A 25,720-nucleotide genomic window follows, 5' to 3' on the forward strand; every position below is an offset into this window, starting at 1 on the left:
GCGTGTAGCATCCTACTTCCGGCATGAATCGATTAAATATGCAGCATAACAGAACTATTTGTCCGCCGGGTTAATAGTCTCGTAGCCTTCAGGGAGACGGATATAGATGTGAAAGGGACGCCCGATGTTTTTTGAGCTTACCTTAAGATAATCCCCCTTCAGCGCCGGCAGAAATTGAAGTGTCGGTGTCTGGATTTTAGATGTATTACCATCATGGATTTCGAGTTGCAACCAGCCAGATAGCCCGCCAATGTAATATATAGTAATGCGTTGATAATTTGCTTCATGTGTTTCCTATACTTAGGGCCCGAAATTTTAACCTTAGCAGTCAAGCTATAATCAATCGTTTCAACCTATAGTCTCAAGGGGAAATGCGATGCACAATCTCAAGTTATCGGCTGATGTAGATTTTCCCGCCATCAATGTAGCAATGCTCGGGGGTGGAAAAATTCAGCTAGGCAGGGTGGAGGAAAATTACCCATGGCAAATGGTGGTGGTTTATCGTGGCAAGCATTGTCCGCTCTGTACCAAATATTTGCGAGTATTGAATACGTTGTTGCCGAGATATCACAAGGAGGGTGTTCATGTCGTTGCCGTATCTGCGGATGGTTTGAATAAAGCACAGCAGCATATGAAAGAGATCAAGCCAGACTTTCCAATCGGCTATGACTTGTCTATAGAGCAGATGCGGCAGTTGGGGCTGTATATCTCCCATCCCAGATCTCCTCAGGAAACCGATAGACCTTTTGCAGAACCGGGGATTTTTGTAGTCAATGAGACTGGCAGGCTGCAGATTGTCGACATTTCCAATGCGCCTTTCGCCAGGCCCGATTTGCAGACCTTATTGGTCGGTATCGAGTTCATCCGTAACCCGGAAAACAACTATCCGATTCGGGGCACCTATTAAGCGGATTTCAGTAAATCGACTATTACTAAATAGGTTCAGGGCGTTTACTTCTAGATTAGAGGCTTTAAAATTTTTCCTGGCGGGGGTGTTGGTTATTATTGGTGGCTTTTAACGGTGGGGTTTTATTTTTCGATGAAAAACGGGCATCAAGCCCGTTTTTTAGTGTCTTGTATTAGGGGCAATAGAGTGGATATGCTTGGGATTGGCGCACTCAGAAATTAGCAAGTTCTTCGCGCAGGTCACTTTCCAGTTCCTCTGTACCGGTAATCCATACGGTTTTATCGGGTGTGGGGAATACACCGATTTCAATAGCATCACTTTTCAGGCCGGGGAGCCATTTTCTGAGAAACTGTGGCAAGGGAATGCTTTTTGGCATGAGTCCAGTTGTATCCTCGGCATAGGCTTTGGCAAGTTCGGAGCTTGGCCATACTGGTAAATATTCAAAGCCACCATCCTCATCGGTATGTATTTTCAGGAAGCAATTTTGAGTATCAACGAGTATCCAGATCTCCCTTTCTTCTCCGGCCATACTCAGGAAGTATTCGTAGCGGTCTTCACAGCTCAGGTTAATTCCTTCGCTCAGTTCAGGGTTGTTCATAAGTGAATACACATTCGCTGGTTAAAAGGCAGGTGGATATTTAAGCCTGCTCAAATTGAGGGGTGATGATTTTGCACTGGATGATGTAGCGGCTACACCAGACTATTCAGGACATTATGCGCCAATCCCTGATGTTGTCCAAACGGTTAAAGTGCTGTGCACACAGCAATGATAAGATGCATGGGCCGCTATAGAACTGAAATCCACGATGGACGGGTTAAGTAAATCTGGGTGCTCTAAATTAAAAAAAACGGGCATTAAGCCCGTTTTCAATACATCTTTTCCTGTGAGCGACTACTTTTTTCCTTTTTTAGTAATTCGCTTACCGAAAGGCACTTTTACCACTGCAGTGCCCCGCCGGTTTGGTACTCAATAACCCGCGTTTCAAAGAAATTTTTCTCTTTGCGCAGGTCCATGATTTCAGACATCCATGGGAATGGGTTCTGCGCACCTGGGAACTGCTCTTTCAGGCCCAGCTGGCTGAGACGGCGATTGGCGATAAACTGGAGGTATTCCTCCATCATTTTTGCATTCATACCGAGTACGCCGCGGGGCATGGTATCGCGCGCATAGGATACTTCCAGTTCCATACCCTCCAGGATCATCTGGGTTACTTCCTGCTGGAACTCTGCGGTCCAGAGGTGCGGATTTTCCAGTTTGATCTGGTTGATCACGTCGATGCCAAAGTTCAGGTGCATGGACTCGTCGCGCAGAATGTACTGGAACTGCTCCGCCACGCCGGTCATCTTGTTGCGACGGCCCATGGACAGGATTTGGCTGAAGCCACAGTAGAAGAAGATACCTTCGGTGACGGCGTAGAAGGCGATCAGATTGCGCAGCAGCTCCTGGTCAGATTCAACGGTGCCGGTCTTGAAGTTGGGATCGCCGATGGCCTGGGTGTGAGAAAGGCTCCAAGCCGCTTTTTTGGCAACAGCGGGTACTTCGCGGTACATATTGAAGACTTCGCCCTCATCCATACCCAGGGATTCTACGCAGTACTGGTAGGCGTGGGTGTGAATAGCTTCTTCAAAAGACTGGCGCAGCAGGTACTGGCGGCACTCCGGGTTGGTGATATGGCGGTAGATAGCCAGTACCAGATTGTTGGCAACCAGAGAATCGGCGGTGGAGAAATAGCCCAGAGAGTATTCGACGATACGACGCTCATCATCGGTCAGACCGTTGGGGTCTTTCCACATGGACACATCTTTGTTCATGTTGATTTCCTGGGGCATCCAGTGATTCGCACAGCCATCCAGGTATTTTTGCCAAGCCCAATCGTATTTAAATGGTACTAATTGATTGAGGTCAGCGCGGCAATTGATAATGCGCTTTTCGTCCACCTGAATACGGGCTGCGCCCATCTCCAATTCTTCTAGGCCGGGAGCGGGATCCATAGTGGCGATTGCCGCGCGCGCGGCATCGACGGCCGTGGAGCCATTTTGGGGCGCGGAGCTGGCTGACGGAGCTGTGGTTTCCGCTGTGTAAGAAGCGCTGGGCTCTTGTACGGATTTCGTCTGGCTCTCCGGCGCTACTTGCGCTTTGGTGGCATTTTCAGGTTGTTGGGGCTTTGTCTCGAAATCGTCCCAGCTCAGCATAGTTGGCCCTTTTAATCGGTCTCACTATCGAAAATTCGATAATAATTTCTGTACTCTTCCTGGCGTGATGTTCGCAGAGCGAAGCCAGGGGTGATATGTCGGAATTACTCCGGCAGTGGTCAATCTCTGCAGGTATTTTCAGCCTGCCTGGGCACAAAATTCCTGTGCCAGATCAATTATTACTTTGCTTTTCCAACTTTTATTTTGAATGTTCATCGCTCAGTTGTGGGATGAATCGCAAAGTTTTTTACGAGGTTTCGGTGCTCCGCAGTATTTGTACGGAACACGTAAAACGCTGTTGGGAAAAGAACGCTAACGAGCCCCGGCCCGTGAATTACTCCCGGCTTTTGTGTGCCGGGCGAGCCGGGGTCGCTGCGCATGGTCATGCCCGCACGTGCGGTTACGACGCTCTCCCCCGAGAGTGAGTGCAGGCCCCTGGCGGGGCCAAATGGTTATTGACAGGCTTCACAGTCCGGATCGTCCAGGGAGCAGGCTTGCGGCACTGCTGCTGGGGCCGGTGTGGCCTGTTCGGCAGGTGCCGCTGTTGCAGCGGCCATGCCATTACTACCGTGTGCGCTTACCGCATTCAGGGTGCCGCTGGTTACCGTGGATTTCTCCGTGGTGGTAGCGGCCAGGGCGCGCAGGTAATAAGTAGTTTTCAAACCGCGGAACCAGGCCATGCGATAGGTCAGGTCCAGTTTTTTGCCATCGGCGCCGGCGATATACAGGTTCAGGGACTGGGCCTGGTCGATCCATTTCTGGCGACGGCTGGCGGCGTCCACAATCCAGCGCGGCTCCACTTCAAAGGCGGTGCAGTATTTCGCTTTCAGGTCTTCCGGTACGCGATCAATTTTCTGTACAGAGCCTTCGTAGTATTTCAGGTCGTTGACCATCACCTGGTCCCATAGGCCGCGATCTTTCAGGTCGTGTACCAGGTAGGGGTTTACTACGGTGAACTCGCCGGACAGGTTCGATTTCACATACAGGTTTTGGTAAGTCGGTTCGATCGACTGGGAAACTCCGGTGATATTGGCAATGGTCGCAGTGGGGGCGATCGCCATCACGTTGGAGTTACGCATACCCTGGGTTTTGACCTTCTCACGCAGGCTGTCCCAGTCCAGCGTGGCACTGGTGTCCTGGTCGATAAATTGCTGGCCGCGCTGTTCTACCAGGATCTGAATGGAGTCCAGGGGCAGGACACCTTTACTCCACAGAGAGCCTTCGTAGGTCTGATACTTGCCGCGCTCAGCCGCCAGGTCGCTGGAAGCGGAGATGGCTTCGAAGCTGATGGCTTCCATAGTGTTATCGGCAAATGTTACCGCTTCGTCGCTGGCGTAGGCGATGCCGGCTTTGTACAGCGCGTCTTGGAAGCCCATCAGGCCCATGCCCACCGGGCGGTGACGCATGTTGGACTGGCGCGCACTCTCAACGGCGTAGTAGTTGATGTCGATAACGTTATCGAGCATGCGGACGGCAGTTTTTACGGTGTTCGCCAGCTTGGTACGGTCGAGTTCGCCGTTCTCATCGATGTGCAGGGCCAGGTTGACAGAGCCCAGGTTACAGACGGCAATTTCGTCGTCTGCCTTGGTGTTGAGGGTAATCTCGGTGCACAGGTTGGAACTGTGTACCACACCGGCGTGCTGCTGCGGGCTGCGCAGGTTGCAGCTGTCTTTAAAGGTGATCCAGGGGTGGCCGGTTTCGAACAGCATACCCAGCATCTTGCGCCATAAGTCGAGCGCACGAATTTTCTTGAACAGCTTCAGTTTGCCTTCGGCAGCCTGTTGTTCGTAGTGGTTGTAGCGCTCTTCGAATGCACTGCCGAAGAGGTCGTGCAGGTCCGGGCAGTCTGCCGGGGAGAAGAGGGTCCACTCTTTGTCTTCGAACACACGCTTCATAAACAGGTCGGGGACCCAGTTGGCGGTGTTCATATCGTGGGTGCGGCGGCGGTCGTCACCGGTGTTCTTGCGCAGCTCGAGGAATTCCTCGATATCCAGGTGCCAGGATTCCAGATAGGCGCAGACTGCGCCCTTGCGCTTGCCGCCCTGGTTCACCGCTACCGCGGTGTCGTTGGCCACTTTCAGGAAGGGCACAACACCTTGGGATTTGCCGTTGGTGCCTTTGATGTAGGAGCCCAAAGAGCGCACCGGGGTCCAATCGTTGCCGAGGCCACCGGCCCATTTGGACAGCATGGCATTGTCGCGGATAGCGCCGTAAATACCGTGTAGATCGTCCGGTACGGTGGTCAGGTAGCAAGAGGACAGCTGCGGGCGCAGGGTGCCGGCGTTGAACAGCGTGGGCGTGGAGCTCATGTAATCGAAGGAGCTCAACAGGTTGTAGAAGTCTACCGCGCGCTCGTTCTTATTTTCTTCGTTAATGCTGAGGCCCATGGCGACACGCATAAAGAAGATCTGCGGCAGCTCAAAACGGATGTCATCGCTGTGCAGGAAGTAGCGGTCATACAGGGTTTGCAGGCCGAGATAAGTAAACTGGTGGTCGCGCTCGCCCTTCAGGGCCTGGCCAAGTTTTTCCAGGTCGAAGGTGGCCAGTGCCGGATCGAGCAGTTCCAGTTCAATCCCTTTTTCCACATATGCGGGCAGGGTGGAAGCGTAGAGCTTTTCCATTTCATGCTGGGTTGCGCGCTCAGCGACGTCGAGGAAGCGCAGAGCTTCGGAGCGTAGTTTGTCGATCAGCAGGCTGGCAGTGGCGTAGGTGTAATTGGGCTCTTGCTCAACCAGAGTACGCGCGGTAATAACCAAAGCAGTATTGATGTCGTTTTCAGAAACGCCATCGTACAGGTTCTTCAGAGCTTCACTGAGGATAGCGTCTGCATTGACGTCCTTGAGGCCCTCACAGGCTTCGCTGACCACGGTGCGCAGGCGCTCCATATCCAAAGGCGCCAAGCTGTCGTCATCGAGTTTTACGCGGATGCTCGGGTGTGCATTGATGGACTGTTGCTCAGCTGGCGCCTGGCTGCCTTTCTCTGCGCGCAGACGGGCGTGCTCTTCACGGTAGAGTACGTAGTCGCGAGCAACCTTTTGTTCACCGGCCCGCATCAGGGCCAGTTCCACCTGGTCCTGGATTTCCTCAATATGGATAGTGCCGCCAGAGGGCATACGGCGCTTGAAGGTGGCACTGATCTGGCCGACCAGCTCCTCGACCTGCTCGTGGACACGGCTGGACGCAGCGGCGGTGCCGCCTTCAACAGCGAGGAAGGCCTTGGTGACGGCGACGGAAATTTTGCCATCGTCATAGGGGACAACGGTGCCGTTGCGCTTGATTACGCGGATCTGGCCCGGTGCGGTGGCGGCCAGAGTGGTGCCGTCAGTAGCCTGGTCGCTAGAGGTGCCCGATTTTTCCGCAGGCACGGCTTGAGAGCGCCCTGTCTCTGTGTGCATGTAAATCTCCGAAAGGTTTGTATTGTTGTCTGTCCGCGTGTGTTCACCAGAACAGCGCCACTGAACTGCGTGGCATGTGCGGAGCGGGTCCATCGCTTGGCCAGTGATTCTCCCCACACCGTGGAGGCACTGGAAACAGGCGGCTTGATACCGGCTCTCTGTTAAGGTCTGCCGGCCGCTGCCTGCGGCGGATAATTCCTTTCCGCCCGCTTACCTCTGATTCTGCTTTGAAAAAAGCAGCGTCTGGCACCGGCCGCCAAAAAGTCTGGCGGAGTGCCGTGATTCGCCCCTTGATCTGGGGGTGCTCTCGACCCTGTACCCCAATATATAGGGGGTCGGCCTCGAGTGCGCTACAAGATAATGCGGTAGGCGGGTCAGTTCAAGGCGAATAACTTTGTGGTTGTTTGTGGATAAATTGTGGGTAGGCTCATTGAGTCAGTAGCCACTTCTGCGGCAGAGCCCGCCACAGCTGGGCTGCAAGACATTTGCCTGGGAGGGCGTAGAGCGAATACAAGCTCTTACAATTTTTTTTAATAGCCAGGGCGTTCTAAATTAACAACGGCAATAACCATATGCAAATGGCCGTAATTTGAGCAAGTTGGTACTAAGATGATCAGTTTTGTGGCGGGATTTTTATGGTAAAGCTCAGTTGTTTATTATTTGTTCACATTGATGGTTTGGCCTGAATCTGTGTTTATACGCCAAATAAGGAAGTGAGTGGTTGAATTGTGTGTAGGAGTGAGCTTGAGGAAAATGCTTAGGCGACACCTGCGGGATCACAACTGAAAATTCATTGGCGGAATGGGGATGTGGAGGCGGGGAAATAGCCGACCGAAATAACAATAGCGTGCCTTCGATCGGCGTTGAAAGGCCCTTAGTGGAGTGGCCCCTAGGGGGTGGTTTAGTGGCTGTGCTCCTGCAAAAACTCCATCAGGGCTTTTTGCGCGTGTAGACGGTTTTCGGCCTCATCCCAGACCGCAGAAATACTCTCGTCCTCAAGGAGCTCGGCGCTCACCTCCTCACCGCGGTGGGCCGGTAGACAGTGCATGAACAGCGCCCCACTATTGGCGTGGCTCATCAGTTCGTGATTCACCTGGAAACGGTCAAAAGCGGCGGTGCGCGCCTGCTGTTCCGTTTCCTGACCCATAGAGGCCCACACATCGGTGGCGACCCAGTCGGCACCGCGCACGGCATCCACTGGATTGTGAACAACGTGTACCCGGTCGCTGGCGGTGGCGACAATATCGGCATTGGGCGCATATCCCTGGGGGCTGGCGATACGCAGCTCGAAGCCGCACAGCCGGGCCGCATTGATATAGGAATGGCACATATTGTTGCCGTCGCCGACCCAGGCTACGACTTTACCTTCAGGGCTGCCGCGATGCTCTACGAAGGTTTGGATGTCGGCGAGCAATTGGCAGGGGTGGTAACTGTCGGATAGGGCGTTGATCACTGGTACGCGCGAGTGCGCAGCGAAGCGTTCAAGCACTTGGTGGCCAAAGGTGCGAATCATCACCATATCGACCATCCGCGAGATGACCCGCGCACTATCTTCGATTGGTTCACCGCGCCCTAGCTGGGTATCGCGCGGTGAGAGAAACAGGGCGCTGCCACCCATTTGCGCCATACCCGCTTCAAAAGAGACCCGGGTGCGGGTGGAGGATTTTTCAAAAATCATCCCCAGCACTTTACCGCGAAAAAAGTCGGTGGTAATGCCCTGGTTACGCAGTGTTTTTAATTCGATGGCGCGCTCAATGATGTGCGTTAACTCTTCGGCGGAGAGATCCATTAAGGTGAGGAAGTGTCTGGTCGCCATAAATTGTTCTCCTTGATTGGTGCCTCAGACGGCCTGCAGGGTAAATTGTTGAATTAGGGTGCCTATATCGGCGGCCAGCTGCTGGCACTCACTATCGGTAAGCGTCAGCGGGGGCAGAAGCCGCAGCACATTGTTGGCGGTAACGTTGATTAGTAAGCCCTGTTCCCGCGCTTGCTCTACCAGTTCTCCGCAAGGGCGTCTGAGTTCGATACCAAGCATTAGGCCCAATCCGCGGATGTCCACAACTGCGGGGCAATTGCCAAGCCGAATCTGCAGGGACTGCAGCAGCTGTGCGCCCATTTTTTCCGCACGTTCGATCAACCACTCGCCCTGCAGGGTGTCCAGTACAGCAAGACCTGCGCGACAAGCGAGGGGGTTGCCGCCGAAAGTCGAGCCGTGGCTGCCTGCCGTGAATAGCTGTGCCGCCTTGCCGCGGGCGAGGCAGGCGCCGATCGGGACGCCATTGCCGAGACCTTTGGCGGTGGTGAGGACATCCGGCACGATGCCCATATGCTGGTAGGCAAACATTTTGCCACTACGGCCGTTGCCAGTCTGAATTTCGTCAAGCATTAACAGCCAGTTTCGCTGATCGCAAAGTGCACGCAGTTTTATCAGGTAGTCCCTAGCGGGAATGCGCACACCGCCCTCGCCCTGAATCGGCTCCACCAGTATGGCGACGATATCGCTGTGCTGCTCCGCCAACCGTTCAATGGCTTCCACATCATTGAACGGCACCCGCAAAAAGCCCTCAGGCAGTGGGGCGAAACCCCGTTGTACTTTTTCATTGCCGGTCGCTGTGAGGGTGGCCAGGGTTCGCCCGTGAAAAGCGCCTTCCATCACCACAATCTGTGGTGTTGCCAGTCCGCGTTCATTGCCGAGTTTGCGCGCTAGTTTGATGGCGGCCTCGTTGGCCTCAGCGCCAGAGTTGGAGAAAAATACATTGTCCATGCCGGACAGATACGCAAGCCGATCGGCCAGTTGCTGCTGGGGTGGGATGTTGTACAGGTTGGAAACGTGCAGCAGGGTTGCGGCTTGTTCATGCAGCGCTTCAGTAACTTTTGGGTGGCAGTGCCCCAGACCACATACAGCAATACCGGAGATGGCATCCAGATATCGTCGACCCCGGTCGTCCCACACGTAATTCCCTTCTCCGCGTACCAGGGTCAAGGTTCTTTCGCCATAGTTGTGCATCAGTGTGGGGGTGGGCACTTCGGCGCCTCCTTTTCTCTTTTGGTTGCTTATCGAAAGTGTAATTTTCCGCAGATAATTTTGTTTGTTTGGTTTTAATCTGCAAGATATCCTGTTTAGCTAATGCTAACACAGCCGCTATGGCGTGTGTGCTATCTGTTGATTTTCTCTTTAGAGGGTGGCATTTGATGACTGTGGTGGCGCTTATTTTTGAGATGTGCGGGGAGTCGGGTACTTATTCCCCCTTGCGCTAGGGTACAATGAGCGGCCGTGCGCAATGGCTGGGTGCCGATGCGATACACGTTAATTACTTTTGCTTCCACCACCTGAGGTTTCTCACGCTTATGGATACACTGGAGAACATCAAACAGCAGATCGCCGACAACGCCGTCCTGCTCTACATGAAAGGTAGCCCTAACGCCCCCCAGTGCGGCTTTTCCATGCGCGCCTCCCAGGCGATGATGGCCTGCGGCAAGCGCTTTGCCTATGTGGATATCCTGGCTAATCCAGATATTCGCGCTGAATTACCCAAGTATGCCAACTGGCCAACCTTCCCCCAGTTGTGGGTGAAAGGGGAGCTGGTCGGCGGTTGCGACATCATTATGGAAATGTATGAAAATGGTGAGCTGAAAACCCTGGTTGAAGAGGCCTCTGCTGAGGGTGATGAATAACTCACTCATCCGCTGATGTGACTCCGGTGGCAGGGATTGCCGGATACATAAAAAAACCGCGGCTTTAACCGCGGTTTTTTTATGTCGGAAATACGGCTGAAACTCAGCCGGTCGCTTTTTCCATCTGGGATTGCAAGTAATTCTGGATGCCCACTTTATCGATCAGCTCCAGTTGGGTTTCCAGCCAGTCGACATGCTCTTCTTCTGAGTCGAGGATTTTTTCCAGTAACTCGCGGCTGCCGTAATCGCGAACGGATTCACAGTAAGCGATGGCATCGCGCAGATCGGGAATCGCTTTGGATTCAATCTTCAAGTCGCACTTGAGCATTTCCTCGGTGTTTTCACCGATCATCAATTTGCCCAGATGCTGCAGGTTGGGAATGCCTTCGAGGAACAGGATGCGCTCGATGAGCCAGTCGGCGTGTTTCATTTCATCGATGGATTCGTGGTATTCCTGTTTACCTAGCTCTTTTAGCCCCCAGTTGTCGTACATGCGCGCATGCAGGAAATACTGGTTGATCGCTACCAGCTCATTGCCCAATACTTTATTTAAATGTTCGATAACCTTGGGATCGCCTTTCATAGCTTGTGCTCCTGTGGCCCTGCGAGCTGGATAACACCCTCAGAGAATTCCTATTTGTTGATTACTTGAAATAAGTAGCAATAAAAAGTCACTAAATTGTGTTAGTCACTTAAGTCTGCGGCTGACCGTTTTCCCACAATTTATTTTAGGGTGGCAACTGCAATCCGGGCCGAGTTTGCGTTGCGATTTGCGGCAAGTCAAGGGGAAGTTGCTACCTGCGGAATGCAGAAAAAACAAGGTTTTTAACACGAATTCGGCCGAAAATAGCAACGAAAATGATTCTTGTTTAGGTTGTGGGGTTAGCCTGTCAGATTTTTTTGAATATCGGATATTATTTCCCGAATTTGAATTGAATCAGTTTCACTTTTAATAAAAGTTTTAATGTCGTCGGCCAGCCGTTCGAGGTAGTTAAATAGTGCGACTTTATCCTTTTCCCGTTGGCAAACCTCGGCGAGATGTTTCAGTGCATTGAGGAGGTGGCGTATAAATACGCCATTAGCGCGGCCGGATTCAACGATTTCATCGAGCGAGGCATCGAGCAATTGGGCGAATTCCAGTTTACAGCTTACCAGTCGTAAGTTTCCGGCAGAGCCGGTATAGCAGTTTGGGGGTTCCGGCCTTTGCAGTACCGTACCCAGCCCTTCAATGAGACGGTCTACACAAGAATACGCTGTATAGGGATCGTTAATTCCGGGAGACAATGCACGCACGGCGATTTGTGAGAGTTGGCGCATGGAAAAAACAACATCCTGCTCTGCTGTCGGCAGCGCACCAATCTGCAGAGCCGCCTGCACTTGTGGAATGATCGCTTGCGGGTTGCCACCTTGGTAAATTTTGCCGATCTGGCTCCAGCCGTGCACATAGGAGCCGGGGTGGCAGTTAATCCGCACACAGCAGTTATATTTTTCGGCAACCGCAATAATTTTTTCCCGGTCAATAATCTGGACATAACCACCGCGAGGGGTGGGGACTTTCGTCGAGCCCGCGCCCAGTTCCAGACGCTCGGTATCAAAGTGTTCGCCGGAAGATTCTGCAGAACTCGGGTATTCGCGATCAATTGCCTGGTGAAATTCCAGGTTGATCTGGTGGGCGATGTTATCCACCTGGATGGATTGCGCCACATTGTGGATAAAATAAACGAGATAGCCGACGCTGATCAAAGTGAGCAGCAGCGCAACTTGAATGGCAAAACCATAACTGTTTGCACCTTCTGCTGTGCCCTCGATGCCGCGCATGGTGACCAGCGCATAGACATAGGTGGAAAGAAAGATCCCGAGAGAGCCCTGGGTACTGCGGTCGCGGATAAAGTTTCTTACCAGGTGGGGACCGAACTGATTGGAGGCGAGCGTCAGGGCAACTACGGTGATCGAGAACACTGTGCCGGCAACGGTAATGGTTGAACCCGCAATCACGGAGAGTAGGGCGCGTGCGCTATTGGTATCGCGCATATGCAACCAATCCAGAGTAGCGATACGGCCGGTCTCGAATAATGGCAGTGCGCTCAATATGGCATCCAGCTGGCGCATCAAATAAGCGAGAAGCAGCGATGATAGGATCATGACTAGCGGCACGCTCCAAAAGCTGGTGCGAAGTTTTTCGTAGAGGTGCAGTAGGTGCTTCTTCATGTTCCAATCTGAGCCATAAATGTGCTCTCAGCTTAGAGCATCCAATATGCGCATCATAGAGTCGTGAAGGGAGAGGACTATTAAGCCGGGCCCAGAGGGGGCGGTTTAGGGGGAAGTTCGGGAGTGGCCGCGGCCGCCGCTGAATTCCACTGGCAGGCGGCCGTTATAGATAGGGTTAGCTCGCAGAGTAAAACAGCCCGCTGGTGGCGGCGGTAATCACCCCTGCGCCCATGGTTTCGTCGATGATTTCCTTGGTCTGCTCGGCACAGCGACCGCACTGGGAGGAGACACCCAGCTGACGTCTCAAGGCCTTCACCGAAGTGGAGCCATCGTAGACAGCCTCTTTGATTTGGCGGTCGGTAATACCTTTACAGATACATACATACATCGTCGTGGGCTCTGGTCGATTTATGTTCAATAGTAGACTGATGTAAATCCTATTGCAATTGAGAATGAGTGTCAATAAGATTCCGGAATGATTGAAAATCGACCTTTATGTTCTTTTTTTATGCTTTTCGTTGAAGCCTTTTCCTATTTTGTGGCTTGGTTCACGTATAGCTTTTCTGCTATCAGGCCGATTTAAAAAATTTATGGGCCTGTAATAAGTGGATGTGTATCATAGCGGCCCACTATCAATTCCCATTCAATTTATAGCTGTTGCATATAAATTGAACACTTCACTCTCTTTATCAACAACCCATCATTGGATTGAGGAGGTTTTCATGGCAGTACTAGTAGGCAAGCCGGCTCCAGATTTCACCGCTGCAGCGGTATTGGGTAACGGCGAAATCGTCGATACTTTCAACCTGAAAAAAGCAATCGAAGGTAAGAAAGCGGTAGTTTTCTTCTACCCGCTGGACTTCACCTTCGTATGTCCTTCTGAGCTGATCGCTTTCGACCATCGCTTTGCCGAGTTCGAAAAGCGCGGTGTTGAGGTAATCGGTGTTTCCATCGACTCGCAGTTCTCTCACAACGCCTGGCGTAACACTCCCGTGAACGACGGCGGTATCGGCCCGGTTAAGTACACCCTGGTTGCTGATGTTAAGCACGAAATCTGCCAGGCGTACGACGTTGAAGCCGACGCTGGTGTTGCTTTCCGCGGCTCCTTCCTGATCGACGAAGAAGGCAACGTGCGCCACCAGGTAGTCAATGACCTGCCGCTGGGCCGTAACGTTGACGAGATGCTGCGCATGGTTGACGCCCTGGCATTCCACCAGGAGCACGGTGAAGTTTGCCCGGCCGGCTGGCAAGAAGGCGACAAAGGCATGAACGCTTCTCCAGAGGGTGTAGCGGCTTACCTGAGCGAGAACGCTGAAAAGCTGTAAGCTCGAGCGCTGTTGGGGCTCAGTTCCCAAGCAGAAAAAACCGCCGAAAGGCGGTTTTTTCGTTTTAATGAGGGCCAATGCGCAGATTTGGGCAGGTGGCACGGGGGTTCGCACAGTGACTGTGGTAAGCGACTAGAATTCAGCAGTCAGTCCTGAGTGGCGCCTAAATAGAGTTTTTGCCCGCCGACTGCTAGTCTTATCTGCAAGTACCGGATTGCTATGGCGGCTCGATTTGCTTATGAGACCTGCAATTCTCTCAAATATTGTCTATCACCCACGTGCCGGGATGGCGCGTATTATTCTTTCACTGCTGCTTTTGTGCAGCCTGGCGTTGCCTGCGCGAGCGGTCAACATTGACGCCAGGGCCAAGGCGTTTGATCGCTACTTCCGCCAGATGATGGCCAGTAAGTCGATCCCTGGCGGTGCCTATGTCATTGTCGATGGCAACCGGGTGGTCGCTATGGACACCTATGGCGTGCGCATACGCGGTAAGAAGGGCAAGGTGGATCTCGATACGGTGTTTCGCCTGGCCTCGGTCTCCAAGACCTTTGCCGCGAGTATGGCCACCATGCTGGAGCATGAAAACCAATTCGGCTGGGATGACAAGGTCGTCAACTATGTGCCGGACCTCAGTTTCAAGACACCGTCTCTATCGCGTCAGCTGCAGGTGGAGCACTTACTCAGCCACTCCTCGGGCCTGACCCCCAACGCTTACGACAATTATCTTGAGGACAATAAACCTCTCAGTAAGATATTGCCGAAGTTCGCTAACATCGATCCGCGCTGCAGCCCTGGAAAGTGCTATGGCTATCAGAATGTGCTGTTCAGCCTGATTGAGGATGTGATTTTCGGGGCTACCGGGGTGACGTTTGCCCGGCAGCTTAAGACACGTATTTTTGTGCCGCTGAAAATGCAGAATGCTTCGGTGGGGTGGGAGAGCTTTATGGCCTCGGACAACCGCGCCGCACCCCACGTGCAGACTGGCAGCGGCTGGCGTCCGGTGAAGGTTGAGAAAGAGTATTACTTCGCCGCTCCGGCGGCGGGTGTCAATGCCAGCATCTCCGATATGGCCCAATGGTTGAAAGCGCAGATGGGTTACTACCCCAAAGTGCTGTCTCCCGCGGTGATTGAGGATATGACCACCGAACGGGTATCCACCCAGCGCCATATGCGCCATCGCATCTGGCGGGATTATCTATCCCATGCGGGTTACGGTCTGGGCTGGCGGCTCTACACCATCGGAGATGACCGTATTATCTATCACGGTGGTTGGGTAGCGGGATTTCGCGCGGCGGTGGCCTACTCGGAGAAGCTGAAGATTGGAATCGCAATCCTAATGAATGCGGAATCCCGTGTGATTTCTGATCTTACCGCCAACTTTGTGATCGATATTACCGGTAAGGGCAATACCGGTACGCTCAAAGCCAGCAGCAAGCGCTCAAGCGGAAAACGCTGACATATCTATGGCCCGCCCGAAAGGGTTCTCAGGCGGGTTCCACTCTGTACCGCGATCGTTTGATGGCCTGCACAGCCCTGATGAGCCGACGTTGGGTTGCGTGCGGCTCAGCGCTAGAGCGTGCTAAGACATATTTCAGGCTAGCCTGAATACCGCTCCATTTTCACTCCGCCCTTGAAACCCGCCAGCGGGTCCCAATATCTGCTCCCTGTTCCGATTGACGTGTATGGGAGACCTAAGATGACCGTTGAGGCCCACAAAGAGAGCCGCGGGTTCCAGACAGAAGCCAAGCAACTGCTGCACCTGATGATCCACTCGCTCTACTCCAACAAGGAGATTTTCCTGCGCGAGCTGGTATCCAATGCCTCCGATGCTGCCGATAAGCTGCGCTTTGAGGCGCTGTCCAGCCCTGAATTATTTGGTGATGATACGGATCTGCGCATTCGTATTGAGTTTGACAAAGACGCGGGCACCCTGACCATTGCCGATAACGGTATTGGTATGAGCCGCGATGAGGTGATCGAAAACCTCGGCACCATCGCCCGCTCGGGCACCTCTGCGTTTATGCAGCAACTGTCCGGCGACCAGAAGAAAGACGCACATCTGATCGGCCAGTTTGGTGTGGGTTTCTACTCCGCCTTTATTGTCGCTGACAAAGTCGATGTATTTACCCGTCGCGCCGGCCTCGAAGCCGATCAGGGCGTACACTGGGAGTGTCATGGGGAAGCGGAATATTCCGTGGAAACTACTGACGTGCCCCAGCGCGGTACCCGTGTGGTGCTGCACCTGAAAGAAGACGCGAAAGAATTTGCCGATGGCTGGCGCCTGCGCTCTATTATCAAGAAGTACTCCGATCATATCGCCATCCCGGTGCAGATGCTGAAAGAGGAAGTGCCCGCTGCTGAGGGTGAGGAGCAGAAAGAAGAGAAAGCGCCTGAATTTGAAGCGGTCAACGCTGCCCAGGCCCTGTGGACCCGCCCGCGCTCCGAGCTGAAGGCCGAGGAGTACAAGGAGTTCTACAAGCATATTTCTCACGATTTCGATGATCCGCTTATCTGGAGCCACAATCGTGTGGAAGGCAAGCAGGATTACACCAGCCTGCTGTATATTCCCGCCCGCGCACCGTTCGACCTGTACCAGCGCGATGCCGCCCGCGGCCTCAAGCTGTATGTGCAGCGCACCTTTATCATGGACGACGCAGAGCAATTCCTGCCGCTGTACCTGCGCTTTGTGAAGGGCGTACTGGATTCCAATGATCTGCCGCTGAACGTTTCTCGCGAAATCCTGCAGAAAGACCGCAATACCGATGCAATCAAAAACGCTCTGACTAAGCGTGTGCTGGATATGCTCGATAAGCTGGCGAAAAAGGATGGCGATGAGTACCAGAAATTCTGGGATCTGTTCGGCAATGTGCTGAAAGAGGGGCCGGCAGAGGACTTCTCCAATAAAGAGAAGGTCGCCAAACTGCTGCGTTTCGCTACCACGCATGCCGATACCGACAAGCAGGACCAGTCCCTGGAAGATTACGTGGGACGTATGAAAGATGGCCAGAAGGCGATCTACTATGTGTGCGCTGATAACTTCGCCACAGCCAAGTCCAGCCCTTATCTGGAAGTTTTCCGCAAGAAGGGGATCGAGGTCCTGCTGCTAACCGATCAGGTGGATGAGTGGTTTGTCGGCCATATGAACGAGTTTGACGGCAAGCCCTTCCAGGATGTGGCCAAGGGTGCGCTGGACTTGGGCGAAGCCGAAAGTGATGAGGACAAGGCTGAGCGCGAAAAGGTTGAGAAGGAGTCCGGTGCCTTGGTTGAGCGGGTACAGACCGTGCTCGACGGCCGCGTTGAATCCGTGCGCGCTACAACTCGTTTGGTGGATTCACCGGCGTGCCTGGTGGTGAGCGAGCAGGATATGGGGCCGCAGATGCGCCGTATTCTCGAGCAGGCCGGTCAGGCTGTGCCGGAGGCTAAGCCAATTTTTGAACTCAACCCATCGCACCCGCTGGTGCAGCGCCTGGATCAGGAGCAGGATGAAGATCGCTTTGCCGATCTCACTAATATCTTGATGGATCAGGCCAATCTGGCCGCGGGTAATCAGCTGCTAGACCCGGCTGACTATGTGCGTCGCTTGAATACCCTGTTACTGGAAATGCACGACTAGGGAATTCATTGAAACTTCGCGGGCTCACCCTGTGAGCCCTGTGCGCTAAAACCCTGCGGGGCAAGCGTGCTTCTGATGTGCGGCCCCTGCTGTATCGACCCGCCGGCTTTCCGGTTCGGTTGATAGTGGCAGTGGGCCGTTTTCTGTTTTTTCCGTATTATTTTGCAAAGTTGCGTGCAAATTACCGCAACTTGAACCCTTTGGGCTGAGGGGGTCATACCTCTATAATCCAGCCCTCGAGAAGCTTTATCGGTATCAATATGCAAAAGGAAACTTCCAATCCCTTCTCCATAGCCGTATTGGGCGGCGGTAGTTTCGGTACGGCCATTGCCAACATTGTGGCGAGCAATGGCCACGACACCCGTCAGTGGATGCGAGATTCGGAGAGTGCGGAAGCTTGTAGGGAAAACCGCGAAAACAGCAAGTATTTGCCCGGAGTGGCTCTACATCCCGAGCTTTGTATCAGTAGCGACCTGCAGGAAGCGGTGCAAGGTTGCAACATTATATTTGTCGCTATCCCCAGTAAATCCTTCCGCGAGGTGGTTCGCCGGGTGGCTCCCCTGCTGAAACCCGGCACTATGCTGATCTCTACCACCAAGGGGATTGAACACGATAGTTTTCATCTGATGAGCGATATCCTGCGTGAAGAGACTACGGGAATGCGCGTGGGGGTATTGAGTGGGCCGAACTTTGCCAAAGAGGTGGTTGCGGGTCATTACACTGCTACGGTGGTTGCGAGTGAGGATGAGGCCCTGTGCAAGGATATCCAGGTCGCCCTGCACTCTGAGACCTTCCGGGTTTACTCCAGTAACGATGTATTTGGTGTAGAGCTGGCCGGCGCCCTGAAAAATATTTATGCGATTATCACGGGTATGGCGGCGGCTTTGGATCGCGGGCAGAACACCATCAGCCTGTTGATCACCCGTTCACTCGCGGAGATGATGCGGTTTGCCGAAGCGATGGGGGCCGATCCTATGACCTTCATCGGCCTCGCCGGGGTTGGAGATTTAATTCTGACCTGCTCCTCCGATCTGAGCCGCAATTACCGCGTGGGCTACCTGGTGGGTAAAGGTAAGCCGCTGGATCGAGCTGTCGCAGAAATCGGTCAGGTTGCCGAAGGGGTTAACACGGTACGTCTCATTAAAAAGAAAGCGGATGAAATGGGCGTGTACATGCCCTTGGTTTCCGCGATTCACGCCATATTATTTGAAGAGCGGCCGATTCCTGAGGTAATTCGCAATTTAATGTCGGGCGCACAAACCTTTGATGTGGCCTACTCGGCCAAGCCTTGATGGAAGCCTCCTATGAAAAATGATGATTTAAAACGCAACCTGACTTCCGGGAATCAGTGGATGCGGCTGATTTATATGGTGCTGTTCGGCATCTGTCTGCAGATAGCCGGTTGGTTGCTGCTGGCAGTAGTGGTGTTGCAGTTTTTGTTTTCAATCATTGCCGGCAACCCCAATGATAACTTGCGCCGCTTCGGCGACCAGCTGGCTTCCTATATCTACCAGGCTGTGCAGTTTTTAATTTACAACTCCGAGGAAAAACCCTTCCCCTTTGCCGAGTGGCCCGAGTCGGATGTGGAGGATGATCTGTCTCGCTATGAGGGCGCGGAAGAGGTTCCTGTGGAAGTGGTCGCCACTGGTAACGATGATTCAGTCGAGAAAAAAAGCGGCCCCAAAGAGGAAGAGGCTGAGGATGCGATTATTCTCGGCAGCGATACCGTTGAACGGAATGACAAACCTGAGTTGGTGGAGGAGAGTGCCGATAAATCCTCTCGCACTTCATCCGACGAGCAGGGCGAATCCGGCGAATCCGGCGAACGCGGCGATAAGTATTAATGGACTGAGAATCTCTTGCCGAGGGCAAATTGATGCAATTGTTTATCCTGCGCCATGGCAAGGCCGAGCCCATGGCTATTAATGATGCCGCACGCGCGCTCACGGAGCGAGGGCGTCGGCAGGTGGCGCAGGTATGTAAAAAGCGCGCACAGGAGTTGTCCTCGGTAGGCGCTATTTGGGCGAGTCCGTTTGTACGTACTCAGCAAACAGCGGATATTGTCTCCGCGCACTTGGGGCTGCCTGTGATCACAGAGTCCCTATTAATTGGTGATAGCGATCCTCAGCAGCTGCTCGACCTTTTGCAAGAGCAGGGGCCCGATAATCTCCCCATTTTATTAGTGAGCCACCAGCCGCTGGTTGGCAGTTTGCTCAATGGTTTGTGTGGTAGTGGAAACCAGCATTCTATGGGCACTTCCAGCCTCGCCTGTGTCCAGTCAGAGGTGTGGGCCAACAGTTGTGCCGAGCTGAAGTGGTTACAGCACGCCGAGTAGTCAGTCTGCGCTGCTTGTAGTCACCGCCGGCTCGGTTTTTGCTCTCAAATCCCCACCGCGGTGGCGCTTAGTGTCATTGCCCGTTACCCCCTGGACTTGCACCATCTGTTCCCCAACGTTTTTTATGGAATCAGCGCGCATGATGCAAATCGCCCCCCGCGAAATCAGTCTGGAGTTTGACAGCAAGACTATTGCCGCGAGGCAGTGGGGCGAGGGGGACGGTGAGCCAGTGCTGGCTCTGCACGGCTGGTTGGACAATTGCGCCAGCTTTGATCGCCTGGCGCCATTGCTTAACGGCATTAATTTGGTGGCAGTGGATATGGCCGGCCATGGGCGCAGCTATCACCGCTCTCCCCATGCCAACTACAACATCTGGGAAGAGGCTGAGGATATTATCGGTATTTCCGAGGCCTTGGGCTGGCACAACTTTTCTTTGCTCGCCCACTCTCGCGGAGCGATTGCCAGTGTGATCACCGCCGGAACTTTCCCTAAGCGGGTCAAGCGCCTAGCCCTGATTGACGGCCTGGTGCCCCCGGCGGCGAAGGATGCCGAGGCGCCGGATAATCTCGCTAAGGCTATCGCCCAGCGCGTGCGCTACAGCCAGCGCAGAGCAAAAATTTACCCTACTTTTGTGGCGGCGGTAGAGGCGCGCAAGAACGGTATGTTCCCATTATCGGAGCGGGCGGCGCGCGCTCTAGCAGAGCGCGGCACCCTTCCGCTGGAGGGTGGTTATACCTGGAGTAATGACCCGCGCCTGATGGCTGCGTCTACCGCCAAACTCAATGAGGCTCAGGTGCGCGCTTTCCTGTCTCGCCTGAGTATGCCGGTACGCCTGGTGCTGGCGGAAGGGGGGATTGCCAATATGATCGAACGGCTGCGCCCGGTATTGGCGGGCTATAAAAATATCGAGGCGCGGGAAATGCCCGGCAGCCATCATTTGCACATGGAAGAGGGCGCCGAAGGCATCGCCGAGTGGTTCGGCCCCTTTCTGCGTGGTGACGTCGCCTAGGGCCTGCTAGTACCCCCTAGAAAGGCACTCTTTTGGAGTAGCAGCTGGGATCCATCTCACGCACTTCCACAGAGACTGCCGGTACGCCATCGGCAAATTGGCACAGGCAATTAAACACTGCTGAACTCAGCGTTTCCCGCTCCTTAGCGCCGCGACCTGCCAGTAAGCGGATTTCCGCGTGAATAAAGCTGTCGCCATGTTCCCCAGCGATAAACTGGTCGTAGGCTTTAGCGCGGGTTTTGATAGTGTGTGAGGCGAACAGCCCGGAGCTGTGCATTGCCTCTTGTGCCGAGCTAACCAGAGCGGCAACAGAAATTCTATCTTCCAGGTTTTTTGCGTATTCGATGACTAGGTGGGGCATGGCAATTCACTCTGTGAAACTAGGCGGCCCAGAGGCCGCACCGTGCTGTTGAGCGGATCTTGTTACTAGCGAATCAGGGAAAGGAATTCGTTGCGAGTAGCCTGGTTGCTGCGGAAGGTGCCCAGCATGGCCGAGGTCTTCATCACGGAGTTCTGCTTTTCTACACCGCGCATCATCATGCACATATGCTTGGCCTCGATAATAACGCCGACATCGGCGGCACCGGTGACATCTTGCAGGGTTTGGGCAATCTCTACAGTGAGCTGCTCCTGGATTTGCAAGCGGCGCGCGAACATATCGACAATACGCGCCACCTTGGAAAGGCCGACAACCTTGCCATTGGGAATATAGGCTATATGAGCGCGGCCGATAAATGGCAGCAGGTGATGCTCGCACAGGGAGTAGAGTTCGATATCCTTAACCAGCACCATTTCGCTGCAATCGGTGGGGAAGAGCGCATCGCCAACTACCTCTTCTAGGGATTGCTTATAGCCGCGGGTCAGGTATTGCATGGCCTTGGCTGCACGCTCCGGGGTATCTTTGAGTCCGGGGCGTTGCAGATCCTCGCCGATTGCTTCAATAATTCGTGCGTAGTGTTCGTTCATGCTGCTCTTTCCAACATCTCAGCCCGAGGGGCGGGTGCGCTACCCTAAGCGTTTGTAACCCGAGAGTAAAGATCCGCGCGGACCCTAATGAGATCCATAGCACTTAAGGATAGTTTCAATGATAGAAAGGCGTGAATCCAGCCTGCACGAGCTGACCACGGTTTTGGACTATATCCGCTGGGGCGCTAGTCGTTTCAGCGAGGTTGGCCTCTGGTATGGCCACGGCACCGACAATGCCTGGGATGAGGCGGTATTACTGGTAACCCATGCGTTGCATTTGCCGCCCTACAGCAAGCCGGAAATATTACACGCGCGCTTGACCATGGAGGAGCGCCGAGACGTGCTCACACTGCTTGAGCGCCGTTTTAATGAGCGCGCACCGGCGGCTTATCTCACTCATGAAGCGCATTTTTGTGATATGACATTTTACGTGGATGAGCGGGTGCTGGTGCCGCGCTCGCCTATCGGGGAAATGATCCGCCACAATTTTGAACCCTGGCTCAATGTGGAGCCGCTGGCAATTCTCGATCTGTGCTGTGGAAGTGGCTGTATCGGTATTGCCTGTGCCGAAGCATTTCCCGGTGCAAGGGTGGATCTGAGTGATATTTCTGCGGGCGCTATCGAAGTTGCCCAGATCAATATCAATCGCCACGACCTCAACGAACGTGTGCGCGCAGTGCAATCCGATCTTTTCAGTGGCTTGAAGGGCTTCAGCTATGAACTGATTGTGTGCAATCCACCTTATGTGGACGCGCGCGATTTGGCGGAGATGCCAGATGAATACCAAGCGGAGCCGGAGATAGCGCTGGGTTCTGGAGAGGACGGCCTCGACTTTACCCGCCGCTTGTTACTCGAGGCGGCCAATCACCTGCAGCCGGAAGGCTTACTGGTCTGCGAGGTGGGCAATAGCTGGGAAGCTTTGGAGGAGGCGTTCCCAGAAGTGCCGTTTATGTGGCCGGAGTTTGAGGATGGCGGGCACGGAGTGTTCGTGATCAGCCGCGAAGAGCTGCTCGCTTACCAAGCTCACTTCGAAAAAGAGTAATTTCTTTTGTGAATCCGGCAAATAGTATTGTCGGATTCACAGTTAAAGCCACTTGCAAGTAGCGATTGTGCTTTTTGCCCTACCTGGCGCGCGCTGCAAGCAGATCCTTTATAATGCGCGGCTTTCCGCGAAGCCAACCGCTGCAAATCCACCAACTATTATCTGGGAAAGTCGCATATGTCGGGCAACACCTTTGGCAAGCTGTTTTGCGTCACAACTTTTGGCGAGAGCCATGGCCCAGCTTTGGGCTGTATCGTCGATGGATGCCCCCCGGGGCTGGAGATTAGTGAAGAGGAGCTCCAGGTGGAGCTGGATCGTCGCAAACCTGGCACCTCTCGTTATACTACTCAGCGCCGTGAACCGGACCAGGTAAAAATTCTGTCCGGCGTCTTCGAGGGGAAAACCACCGGCACGCCTATCGGTTTAGTGATTGAAAATACTGACCAGCGCTCTAAGGATTACGGCAATATCGCCGAACAGGTCCGCCCGGCGCATGCCGATTATACCTATTGGCAAAAATACGGTATCCGCGACTATCGCGGTGGCGGCCGCTCGTCCGCGCGAGAAACCGCAATGCGTGTTGCTGCTGGAGCTATTGCGAAAAAATGGTTAAAACAGAAATACGGGATTGAGGTGCGCGGCTATCTCTCTCAGTTGGGGCCGATTAAGGTGCAAAAACTGGACTGGGATCAAGTGGAGAGGAACCCCTTCTTCTGCCCAGATGCCGAGCGAGTGCCTGAAATGGAAGCCTATATGCAGGAACTGATTAAGGAGGGTAACTCCATCGGTGCCCGTATTTCAGTTCATGCCCGCGCAGTGCCCGCTGGTCTGGGTGAACCGATTTTCGATCGCCTAGATGCAGATCTGGCCCACGGACTGATGAGTATCAACGCGGTAAAGGGAGTGGAAATTGGAGCCGGTTTTGACAGCGTAGCGCAGAAGGGCACCGAACACCGCGATGAAATCACTCCGGGAGAAGGTTTCCTTTCCAACAATGCCGGTGGCATTCTCGGCGGTATTTCCAGTGGCCAGGATATTGTTGCCCATATCGCTCTGAAGCCCACCTCTAGCCTGCGTATCCCCGGCCGCAGTGTTGATCGTTCCGGCAATGCTATCGAGGTGGTCACCAAAGGTCGCCACGATCCCTGTGTCGGTATTCGTGCGACACCCATCGCCGAAGCCATGATGGCCCTGGTCCTCATCGACCACGTCCTGCGTCACCGAGGCCAGAATGGAGATGTAACACCAGGATAAAATGGGGGGCGGATAAGGTAGCTGTTCAGAAATTCCTCAGGAGTTCGGAGGCTCGCCAAGCCCTTAATCTGAAAAAATTCTAAGTTATCGCAAAGAGCGCATACTCAGTTTTTCCAGCCTGGTAAAGCCAGCTATATATTTGGGTTGGCTCTCCTCAATTATATGCTGGCCGCGAAGGCGGTCAGAGGGGCTTAAAACTCCCTTATCACCTCGATGCACTACATGCGTATAAATTTCCGTAGTGCTGACATCCGAATGCCCAAGTAGCTCCTGAATAGTGCGTAGATCGTACTCGGCTTCAAGTAAGTGTGTGGCAAAGCTATGCCGGAATGCATGGCAGCGTGCTGGTTTGTTGATTCCTGCCTTACCCACAGCGGTATTTACTTGGCGCGTTAATGTGGACGAGTGCATATGGTGCCTTCGGTAGATACCTGATCGAGGGCATTTACTGATAGTGTTAGCAGGAAACAGGTATTACCAAGCGAGTTGTTTGGCAGCATTTGGGCATTTTCGATCGAGTGCATCCGGTAGGAAAACCAAACCGTAGCCGGCCAGTAAATCTTGTTGATGAAGAAGAGATACATACTTTACTTGACGTTGTAGATCTTGGATTATTCCCTTCGGAAGAAGAGTAGTTCGACCCTTATTTCCTTTTCCGCCGCGCACAAAAATATTGTTGCTACCAAAATCCAAATCTTTTATTCGGAGAGATAATAGTTCGGCACTACGAAGTCCTGAGCCATACATCAGCTCAATCTGTAATCTGAAGACGCCCTGTAAATGACTAAGAACCGCGGCCACTTCCTCACGACTATAAACAATAGGCAGCCGCCGTTGCTTCTTGGCAAGTTTAAAATTCAAGTCTGGGATTTCCTTACCTAAGAACTGCTTGTAGAGATAGGCAATAGCGTTCAAGGCCGCTCTTTGTGTATTGGATGCGCAAAGTCCCTGAACAGTGAGGTGGGTAAGGAACGCCTCAACCTCAGCCGAGCCCATGCCTGCAGGGTGTTTCAATCGATTAAAATGAATAAATCGTTTTATCCAATGCGTGTAAGTTTGCTCCGTTCGGTACGATAGTCCTTGTTTGCGAATATGCTGACGCAAAATATCCATAAAACGTTCTGGCTTAGTAGGTAGCTTAGGGCGTATATCATCCATGACGCTTTCTTTGCGCTGTTTTTATATACAGTATTTGCTGTTTTTCTGTATTGTCAATATCGAAGATTAAAAGCAGCTGCTCATATCCACGGTAGCATGAGCGTTAAATCATTGATTCTGAAGGATTTACATCTGTGATTAAAAGCAACAAAATATCAAGATATGATGCAGTTGCAATATATCCACTAGAGTATTTCTATGTCAGCGATAGCTAACTCCTTGATTTGTATATTTTTCCTGCTTTGGTGAATTTTTAATCTTGGGATAGGTTGCAGGGTGATATAATGCAGCTGCTTTTGAATACACTGTTATGTGTCAGAGATAAAATGAGCGATTCTAAACTAACAAAAGAACAGGCTTTCTTGGCGATGTACGCATTTCTAGATGAGTACTACCAAGCAACAAAGTCTGACGATGTTGGCGGCTTACTCGGTAGCATGTCACTACTTAGCGATGGTGGATCAGCTGACCCAGCAGTTCAGAAAGAGTGGGAAGAGGCTATTCAAAAAGTTATGGATGGTAGTGTTATTAACCCGGCGATCCTATAGTTCTATATAATATCTAAATGGATATTATTGATGCAAGAAAATTACCCGCTTCCGCACAGGAAGAAAAACGCAGAACTGCCGTAAAGCTTTGG

General features: G+C 53.1%; 23 protein-coding genes and 1 pseudogene. 12 read left to right on the forward strand and 12 right to left on the reverse strand.

What is annotated here, in order from left to right:
- Positions 1–376: 376 nt before the first annotated feature.
- Positions 377–907 (forward strand): redoxin domain-containing protein, encoded by a 531-nt coding sequence (locus tag Q1A69_RS17935; RefSeq protein WP_299588565.1) that lies wholly within the window; start codon positions 377–379, stop codon positions 905–907.
- A gap of 211 nt (positions 908–1,118) precedes the next feature.
- Here the strand turns inward: Q1A69_RS17935 and Q1A69_RS17940 are convergent, their stop codons facing one another.
- The 5 genes from Q1A69_RS17940 to Q1A69_RS17960 all read right to left on the reverse strand — a co-directional run bounded on the left by Q1A69_RS17940 (position 1,119) and on the right by Q1A69_RS17960 (position 9,502).
- Positions 1,119–1,505, reverse strand: a complete 387-nt coding sequence (locus tag Q1A69_RS17940; protein ID WP_299588568.1) for a DUF2750 domain-containing protein — start codon at positions 1,503–1,505, stop codon at positions 1,119–1,121.
- A gap of 338 nt (positions 1,506–1,843) precedes the next feature.
- Positions 1,844–3,100: a ribonucleotide-diphosphate reductase subunit beta gene (locus Q1A69_RS17945; RefSeq protein WP_299588570.1), complete on the reverse strand. Its 1,257-nt coding sequence runs from the start codon at positions 3,098–3,100 to the stop codon at positions 1,844–1,846.
- Positions 3,101–3,552: 452 nt separating this feature from the next.
- Positions 3,553–6,495: a ribonucleoside-diphosphate reductase subunit alpha gene (locus Q1A69_RS17950; RefSeq protein ID WP_299588573.1), complete on the reverse strand. Its 2,943-nt coding sequence runs from the start codon at positions 6,493–6,495 to the stop codon at positions 3,553–3,555.
- A 901-nt stretch (positions 6,496–7,396) separates the two neighbouring features.
- Complete coding sequence (gene argF / locus Q1A69_RS17955; RefSeq protein ID WP_299588576.1) at positions 7,397–8,311, reverse strand: ornithine carbamoyltransferase; 915 nt, start codon at positions 8,309–8,311, stop codon at positions 7,397–7,399.
- A 24-nt stretch (positions 8,312–8,335) separates the two neighbouring features.
- Positions 8,336–9,502, reverse strand: a complete 1,167-nt coding sequence (locus Q1A69_RS17960; protein WP_299588633.1) for an aspartate aminotransferase family protein — start codon at positions 9,500–9,502, stop codon at positions 8,336–8,338.
- Between the two features lie 341 nt (positions 9,503–9,843).
- Between Q1A69_RS17960 and grxD the strand changes: the two genes are divergently transcribed.
- Positions 9,844–10,170: a Grx4 family monothiol glutaredoxin gene (grxD, locus tag Q1A69_RS17965; protein ID WP_299588579.1), complete on the forward strand. Its 327-nt coding sequence runs from the start codon at positions 9,844–9,846 to the stop codon at positions 10,168–10,170.
- A 103-nt stretch (positions 10,171–10,273) separates the two neighbouring features.
- On the opposite strand, the gene bfr is transcribed toward grxD, so the two are convergent.
- From bfr to Q1A69_RS17980, 3 genes are all read right to left on the reverse strand, one after another.
- The gene (gene bfr, locus Q1A69_RS17970) at positions 10,274–10,753 is read right to left on the reverse strand and encodes a bacterioferritin (protein ID WP_299588583.1); all 480 of its coding nucleotides are present in this window, start codon (positions 10,751–10,753) and stop codon (positions 10,274–10,276) included.
- Between the two features lie 299 nt (positions 10,754–11,052).
- The gene (locus tag Q1A69_RS17975) at positions 11,053–12,378 is read right to left on the reverse strand and encodes a DUF2254 domain-containing protein (protein WP_299588587.1); all 1,326 of its coding nucleotides are present in this window, start codon (positions 12,376–12,378) and stop codon (positions 11,053–11,055) included.
- Between the two features lie 175 nt (positions 12,379–12,553).
- Positions 12,554–12,766, reverse strand: coding sequence for a bacterioferritin-associated ferredoxin (locus tag Q1A69_RS17980; RefSeq protein ID WP_299588590.1), 213 nt, complete (start codon positions 12,764–12,766; stop codon positions 12,554–12,556).
- A 334-nt stretch (positions 12,767–13,100) separates the two neighbouring features.
- Between Q1A69_RS17980 and Q1A69_RS17985 the strand changes: the two genes are divergently transcribed.
- From Q1A69_RS17985 to sixA, 6 genes are all read left to right on the forward strand, one after another.
- Entirely contained in the window at positions 13,101–13,703 is a 603-nt protein-coding gene (locus Q1A69_RS17985; RefSeq protein WP_299588594.1) for a peroxiredoxin C, read from the forward strand.
- A 238-nt stretch (positions 13,704–13,941) separates the two neighbouring features.
- The gene (locus tag Q1A69_RS17990; RefSeq protein WP_299588597.1) at positions 13,942–15,159 is read left to right on the forward strand and encodes a serine hydrolase domain-containing protein; all 1,218 of its coding nucleotides are present in this window, start codon (positions 13,942–13,944) and stop codon (positions 15,157–15,159) included.
- Positions 15,160–15,399: 240 nt separating this feature from the next.
- The gene (gene htpG, locus Q1A69_RS17995) at positions 15,400–17,316 is read left to right on the forward strand and encodes a molecular chaperone HtpG (RefSeq protein ID WP_299588598.1); all 1,917 of its coding nucleotides are present in this window, start codon (positions 15,400–15,402) and stop codon (positions 17,314–17,316) included.
- A gap of 260 nt (positions 17,317–17,576) precedes the next feature.
- The gene (locus Q1A69_RS18000) at positions 17,577–18,608 is read left to right on the forward strand and encodes an NAD(P)H-dependent glycerol-3-phosphate dehydrogenase (RefSeq protein WP_299588600.1); all 1,032 of its coding nucleotides are present in this window, start codon (positions 17,577–17,579) and stop codon (positions 18,606–18,608) included.
- Between the two features lie 12 nt (positions 18,609–18,620).
- A complete protein-coding gene (locus Q1A69_RS18005) occupies positions 18,621–19,160 on the forward strand; it encodes a DUF4389 domain-containing protein (RefSeq protein WP_299588602.1) in 540 nt (179 codons plus the stop codon).
- Between the two features lie 32 nt (positions 19,161–19,192).
- Positions 19,193–19,651: a phosphohistidine phosphatase SixA gene (gene sixA / locus Q1A69_RS18010; RefSeq protein WP_299588605.1), complete on the forward strand. Its 459-nt coding sequence runs from the start codon at positions 19,193–19,195 to the stop codon at positions 19,649–19,651.
- Here the strand turns inward: sixA and Q1A69_RS18015 are convergent, their stop codons facing one another.
- Positions 19,652–19,792 (reverse strand): hypothetical protein, encoded by a 141-nt coding sequence (locus Q1A69_RS18015; RefSeq protein WP_299588609.1) that lies wholly within the window; start codon positions 19,790–19,792, stop codon positions 19,652–19,654.
- On the opposite strand from Q1A69_RS18015, the gene Q1A69_RS18020 reads away from it, so the two are divergent.
- Complete coding sequence (locus Q1A69_RS18020) at positions 19,791–20,660, forward strand: alpha/beta hydrolase (protein WP_299588613.1); 870 nt, start codon at positions 19,791–19,793, stop codon at positions 20,658–20,660. The genes Q1A69_RS18015 and Q1A69_RS18020 overlap by 2 nt on opposite strands.
- A gap of 16 nt (positions 20,661–20,676) precedes the next feature.
- On the opposite strand, the gene Q1A69_RS18025 is transcribed toward Q1A69_RS18020, so the two are convergent.
- Together Q1A69_RS18025 and folE are read right to left on the reverse strand one after the other, a co-directional pair.
- Positions 20,677–21,021, reverse strand: a complete 345-nt coding sequence (locus tag Q1A69_RS18025; protein ID WP_299588616.1) for a 5-carboxymethyl-2-hydroxymuconate Delta-isomerase — start codon at positions 21,019–21,021, stop codon at positions 20,677–20,679.
- 65 nt (positions 21,022–21,086) lie between these two features.
- Complete coding sequence (gene folE, locus Q1A69_RS18030; protein ID WP_299588620.1) at positions 21,087–21,626, reverse strand: GTP cyclohydrolase I FolE; 540 nt, start codon at positions 21,624–21,626, stop codon at positions 21,087–21,089.
- 118 nt (positions 21,627–21,744) lie between these two features.
- On the opposite strand from folE, the gene prmB reads away from it, so the two are divergent.
- Both prmB and aroC read left to right on the forward strand, forming a co-directional pair.
- The gene (prmB, locus tag Q1A69_RS18035) at positions 21,745–22,668 is read left to right on the forward strand and encodes a 50S ribosomal protein L3 N(5)-glutamine methyltransferase (RefSeq protein ID WP_299588623.1); all 924 of its coding nucleotides are present in this window, start codon (positions 21,745–21,747) and stop codon (positions 22,666–22,668) included.
- Positions 22,669–22,845: 177 nt separating this feature from the next.
- Positions 22,846–23,922 carry a chorismate synthase gene (gene aroC, locus Q1A69_RS18040; protein WP_299588626.1) on the forward strand — a complete coding sequence of 359 codons (1,077 nt, stop codon included), beginning with the start codon at positions 22,846–22,848 and terminating at the stop codon, positions 23,920–23,922.
- Positions 23,923–24,006: 84 nt separating this feature from the next.
- Here the strand turns inward: aroC and Q1A69_RS18045 are convergent.
- Positions 24,007–25,080: pseudogene (locus tag Q1A69_RS18045) on the reverse strand (integron integrase).
- A gap of 326 nt (positions 25,081–25,406) precedes the next feature.
- Here Q1A69_RS18045 and Q1A69_RS18050 point away from each other — a divergent pair.
- Complete coding sequence (locus Q1A69_RS18050) at positions 25,407–25,628, forward strand: hypothetical protein (RefSeq protein ID WP_299588630.1); 222 nt, start codon at positions 25,407–25,409, stop codon at positions 25,626–25,628.
- Positions 25,629–25,720 lie beyond the last annotated feature (92 nt).

Source organism: uncultured Microbulbifer sp. (assembly GCF_947498635.1).
GTDB lineage: Bacteria > Pseudomonadota > Gammaproteobacteria > Pseudomonadales > Cellvibrionaceae > Microbulbifer > Microbulbifer echini.

Bases quoted from the DNA above. Each gene is read 5' to 3' on its own strand.
- Q1A69_RS17935 (WP_299588565.1), top strand. From the start codon at position 377: ATGCACAATCTCAAGTTATCGGCTGATGTAGATTTTCCCGCCATCAAT.
- Q1A69_RS17940 (WP_299588568.1), bottom strand. From the start codon at position 1,505: ATGAACAACCCTGAACTGAGCGAAGGAATTAACCTGAGCTGTGAAGAC.
- Q1A69_RS17945 (WP_299588570.1), bottom strand. From the start codon at position 3,100: ATGCTGAGCTGGGACGATTTCGAGACAAAGCCCCAACAACCTGAAAAT.
- Q1A69_RS17950 (WP_299588573.1), bottom strand. From the start codon at position 6,495: ATGCACACAGAGACAGGGCGCTCTCAAGCCGTGCCTGCGGAAAAATCG.
- argF (WP_299588576.1), bottom strand. From the start codon at position 8,311: ATGGCGACCAGACACTTCCTCACCTTAATGGATCTCTCCGCCGAAGAG.
- Q1A69_RS17960 (WP_299588633.1), bottom strand. From the start codon at position 9,502: ATGCACAACTATGGCGAAAGAACCTTGACCCTGGTACGCGGAGAAGGG.
- grxD (WP_299588579.1), top strand. From the start codon at position 9,844: ATGGATACACTGGAGAACATCAAACAGCAGATCGCCGACAACGCCGTC.
- bfr (WP_299588583.1), bottom strand. From the start codon at position 10,753: ATGAAAGGCGATCCCAAGGTTATCGAACATTTAAATAAAGTATTGGGC.
- Q1A69_RS17975 (WP_299588587.1), bottom strand. From the start codon at position 12,378: ATGAAGAAGCACCTACTGCACCTCTACGAAAAACTTCGCACCAGCTTT.
- Q1A69_RS17980 (WP_299588590.1), bottom strand. From the start codon at position 12,766: ATGTATGTATGTATCTGTAAAGGTATTACCGACCGCCAAATCAAAGAG.
- Q1A69_RS17985 (WP_299588594.1), top strand. From the start codon at position 13,101: ATGGCAGTACTAGTAGGCAAGCCGGCTCCAGATTTCACCGCTGCAGCG.
- Q1A69_RS17990 (WP_299588597.1), top strand. From the start codon at position 13,942: ATGAGACCTGCAATTCTCTCAAATATTGTCTATCACCCACGTGCCGGG.
- htpG (WP_299588598.1), top strand. From the start codon at position 15,400: ATGACCGTTGAGGCCCACAAAGAGAGCCGCGGGTTCCAGACAGAAGCC.
- Q1A69_RS18000 (WP_299588600.1), top strand. From the start codon at position 17,577: ATGCAAAAGGAAACTTCCAATCCCTTCTCCATAGCCGTATTGGGCGGC.
- Q1A69_RS18005 (WP_299588602.1), top strand. From the start codon at position 18,621: ATGAAAAATGATGATTTAAAACGCAACCTGACTTCCGGGAATCAGTGG.
- sixA (WP_299588605.1), top strand. From the start codon at position 19,193: ATGCAATTGTTTATCCTGCGCCATGGCAAGGCCGAGCCCATGGCTATT.
- Q1A69_RS18020 (WP_299588613.1), top strand. From the start codon at position 19,791: ATGATGCAAATCGCCCCCCGCGAAATCAGTCTGGAGTTTGACAGCAAG.
- Q1A69_RS18015 (WP_299588609.1), bottom strand. From the start codon at position 19,792: ATGCGCGCTGATTCCATAAAAAACGTTGGGGAACAGATGGTGCAAGTC.
- Q1A69_RS18025 (WP_299588616.1), bottom strand. From the start codon at position 21,021: ATGCCCCACCTAGTCATCGAATACGCAAAAAACCTGGAAGATAGAATT.
- folE (WP_299588620.1), bottom strand. From the start codon at position 21,626: ATGAACGAACACTACGCACGAATTATTGAAGCAATCGGCGAGGATCTG.
- prmB (WP_299588623.1), top strand. From the start codon at position 21,745: ATGATAGAAAGGCGTGAATCCAGCCTGCACGAGCTGACCACGGTTTTG.
- aroC (WP_299588626.1), top strand. From the start codon at position 22,846: ATGTCGGGCAACACCTTTGGCAAGCTGTTTTGCGTCACAACTTTTGGC.
- Q1A69_RS18050 (WP_299588630.1), top strand. From the start codon at position 25,407: ATGAGCGATTCTAAACTAACAAAAGAACAGGCTTTCTTGGCGATGTAC.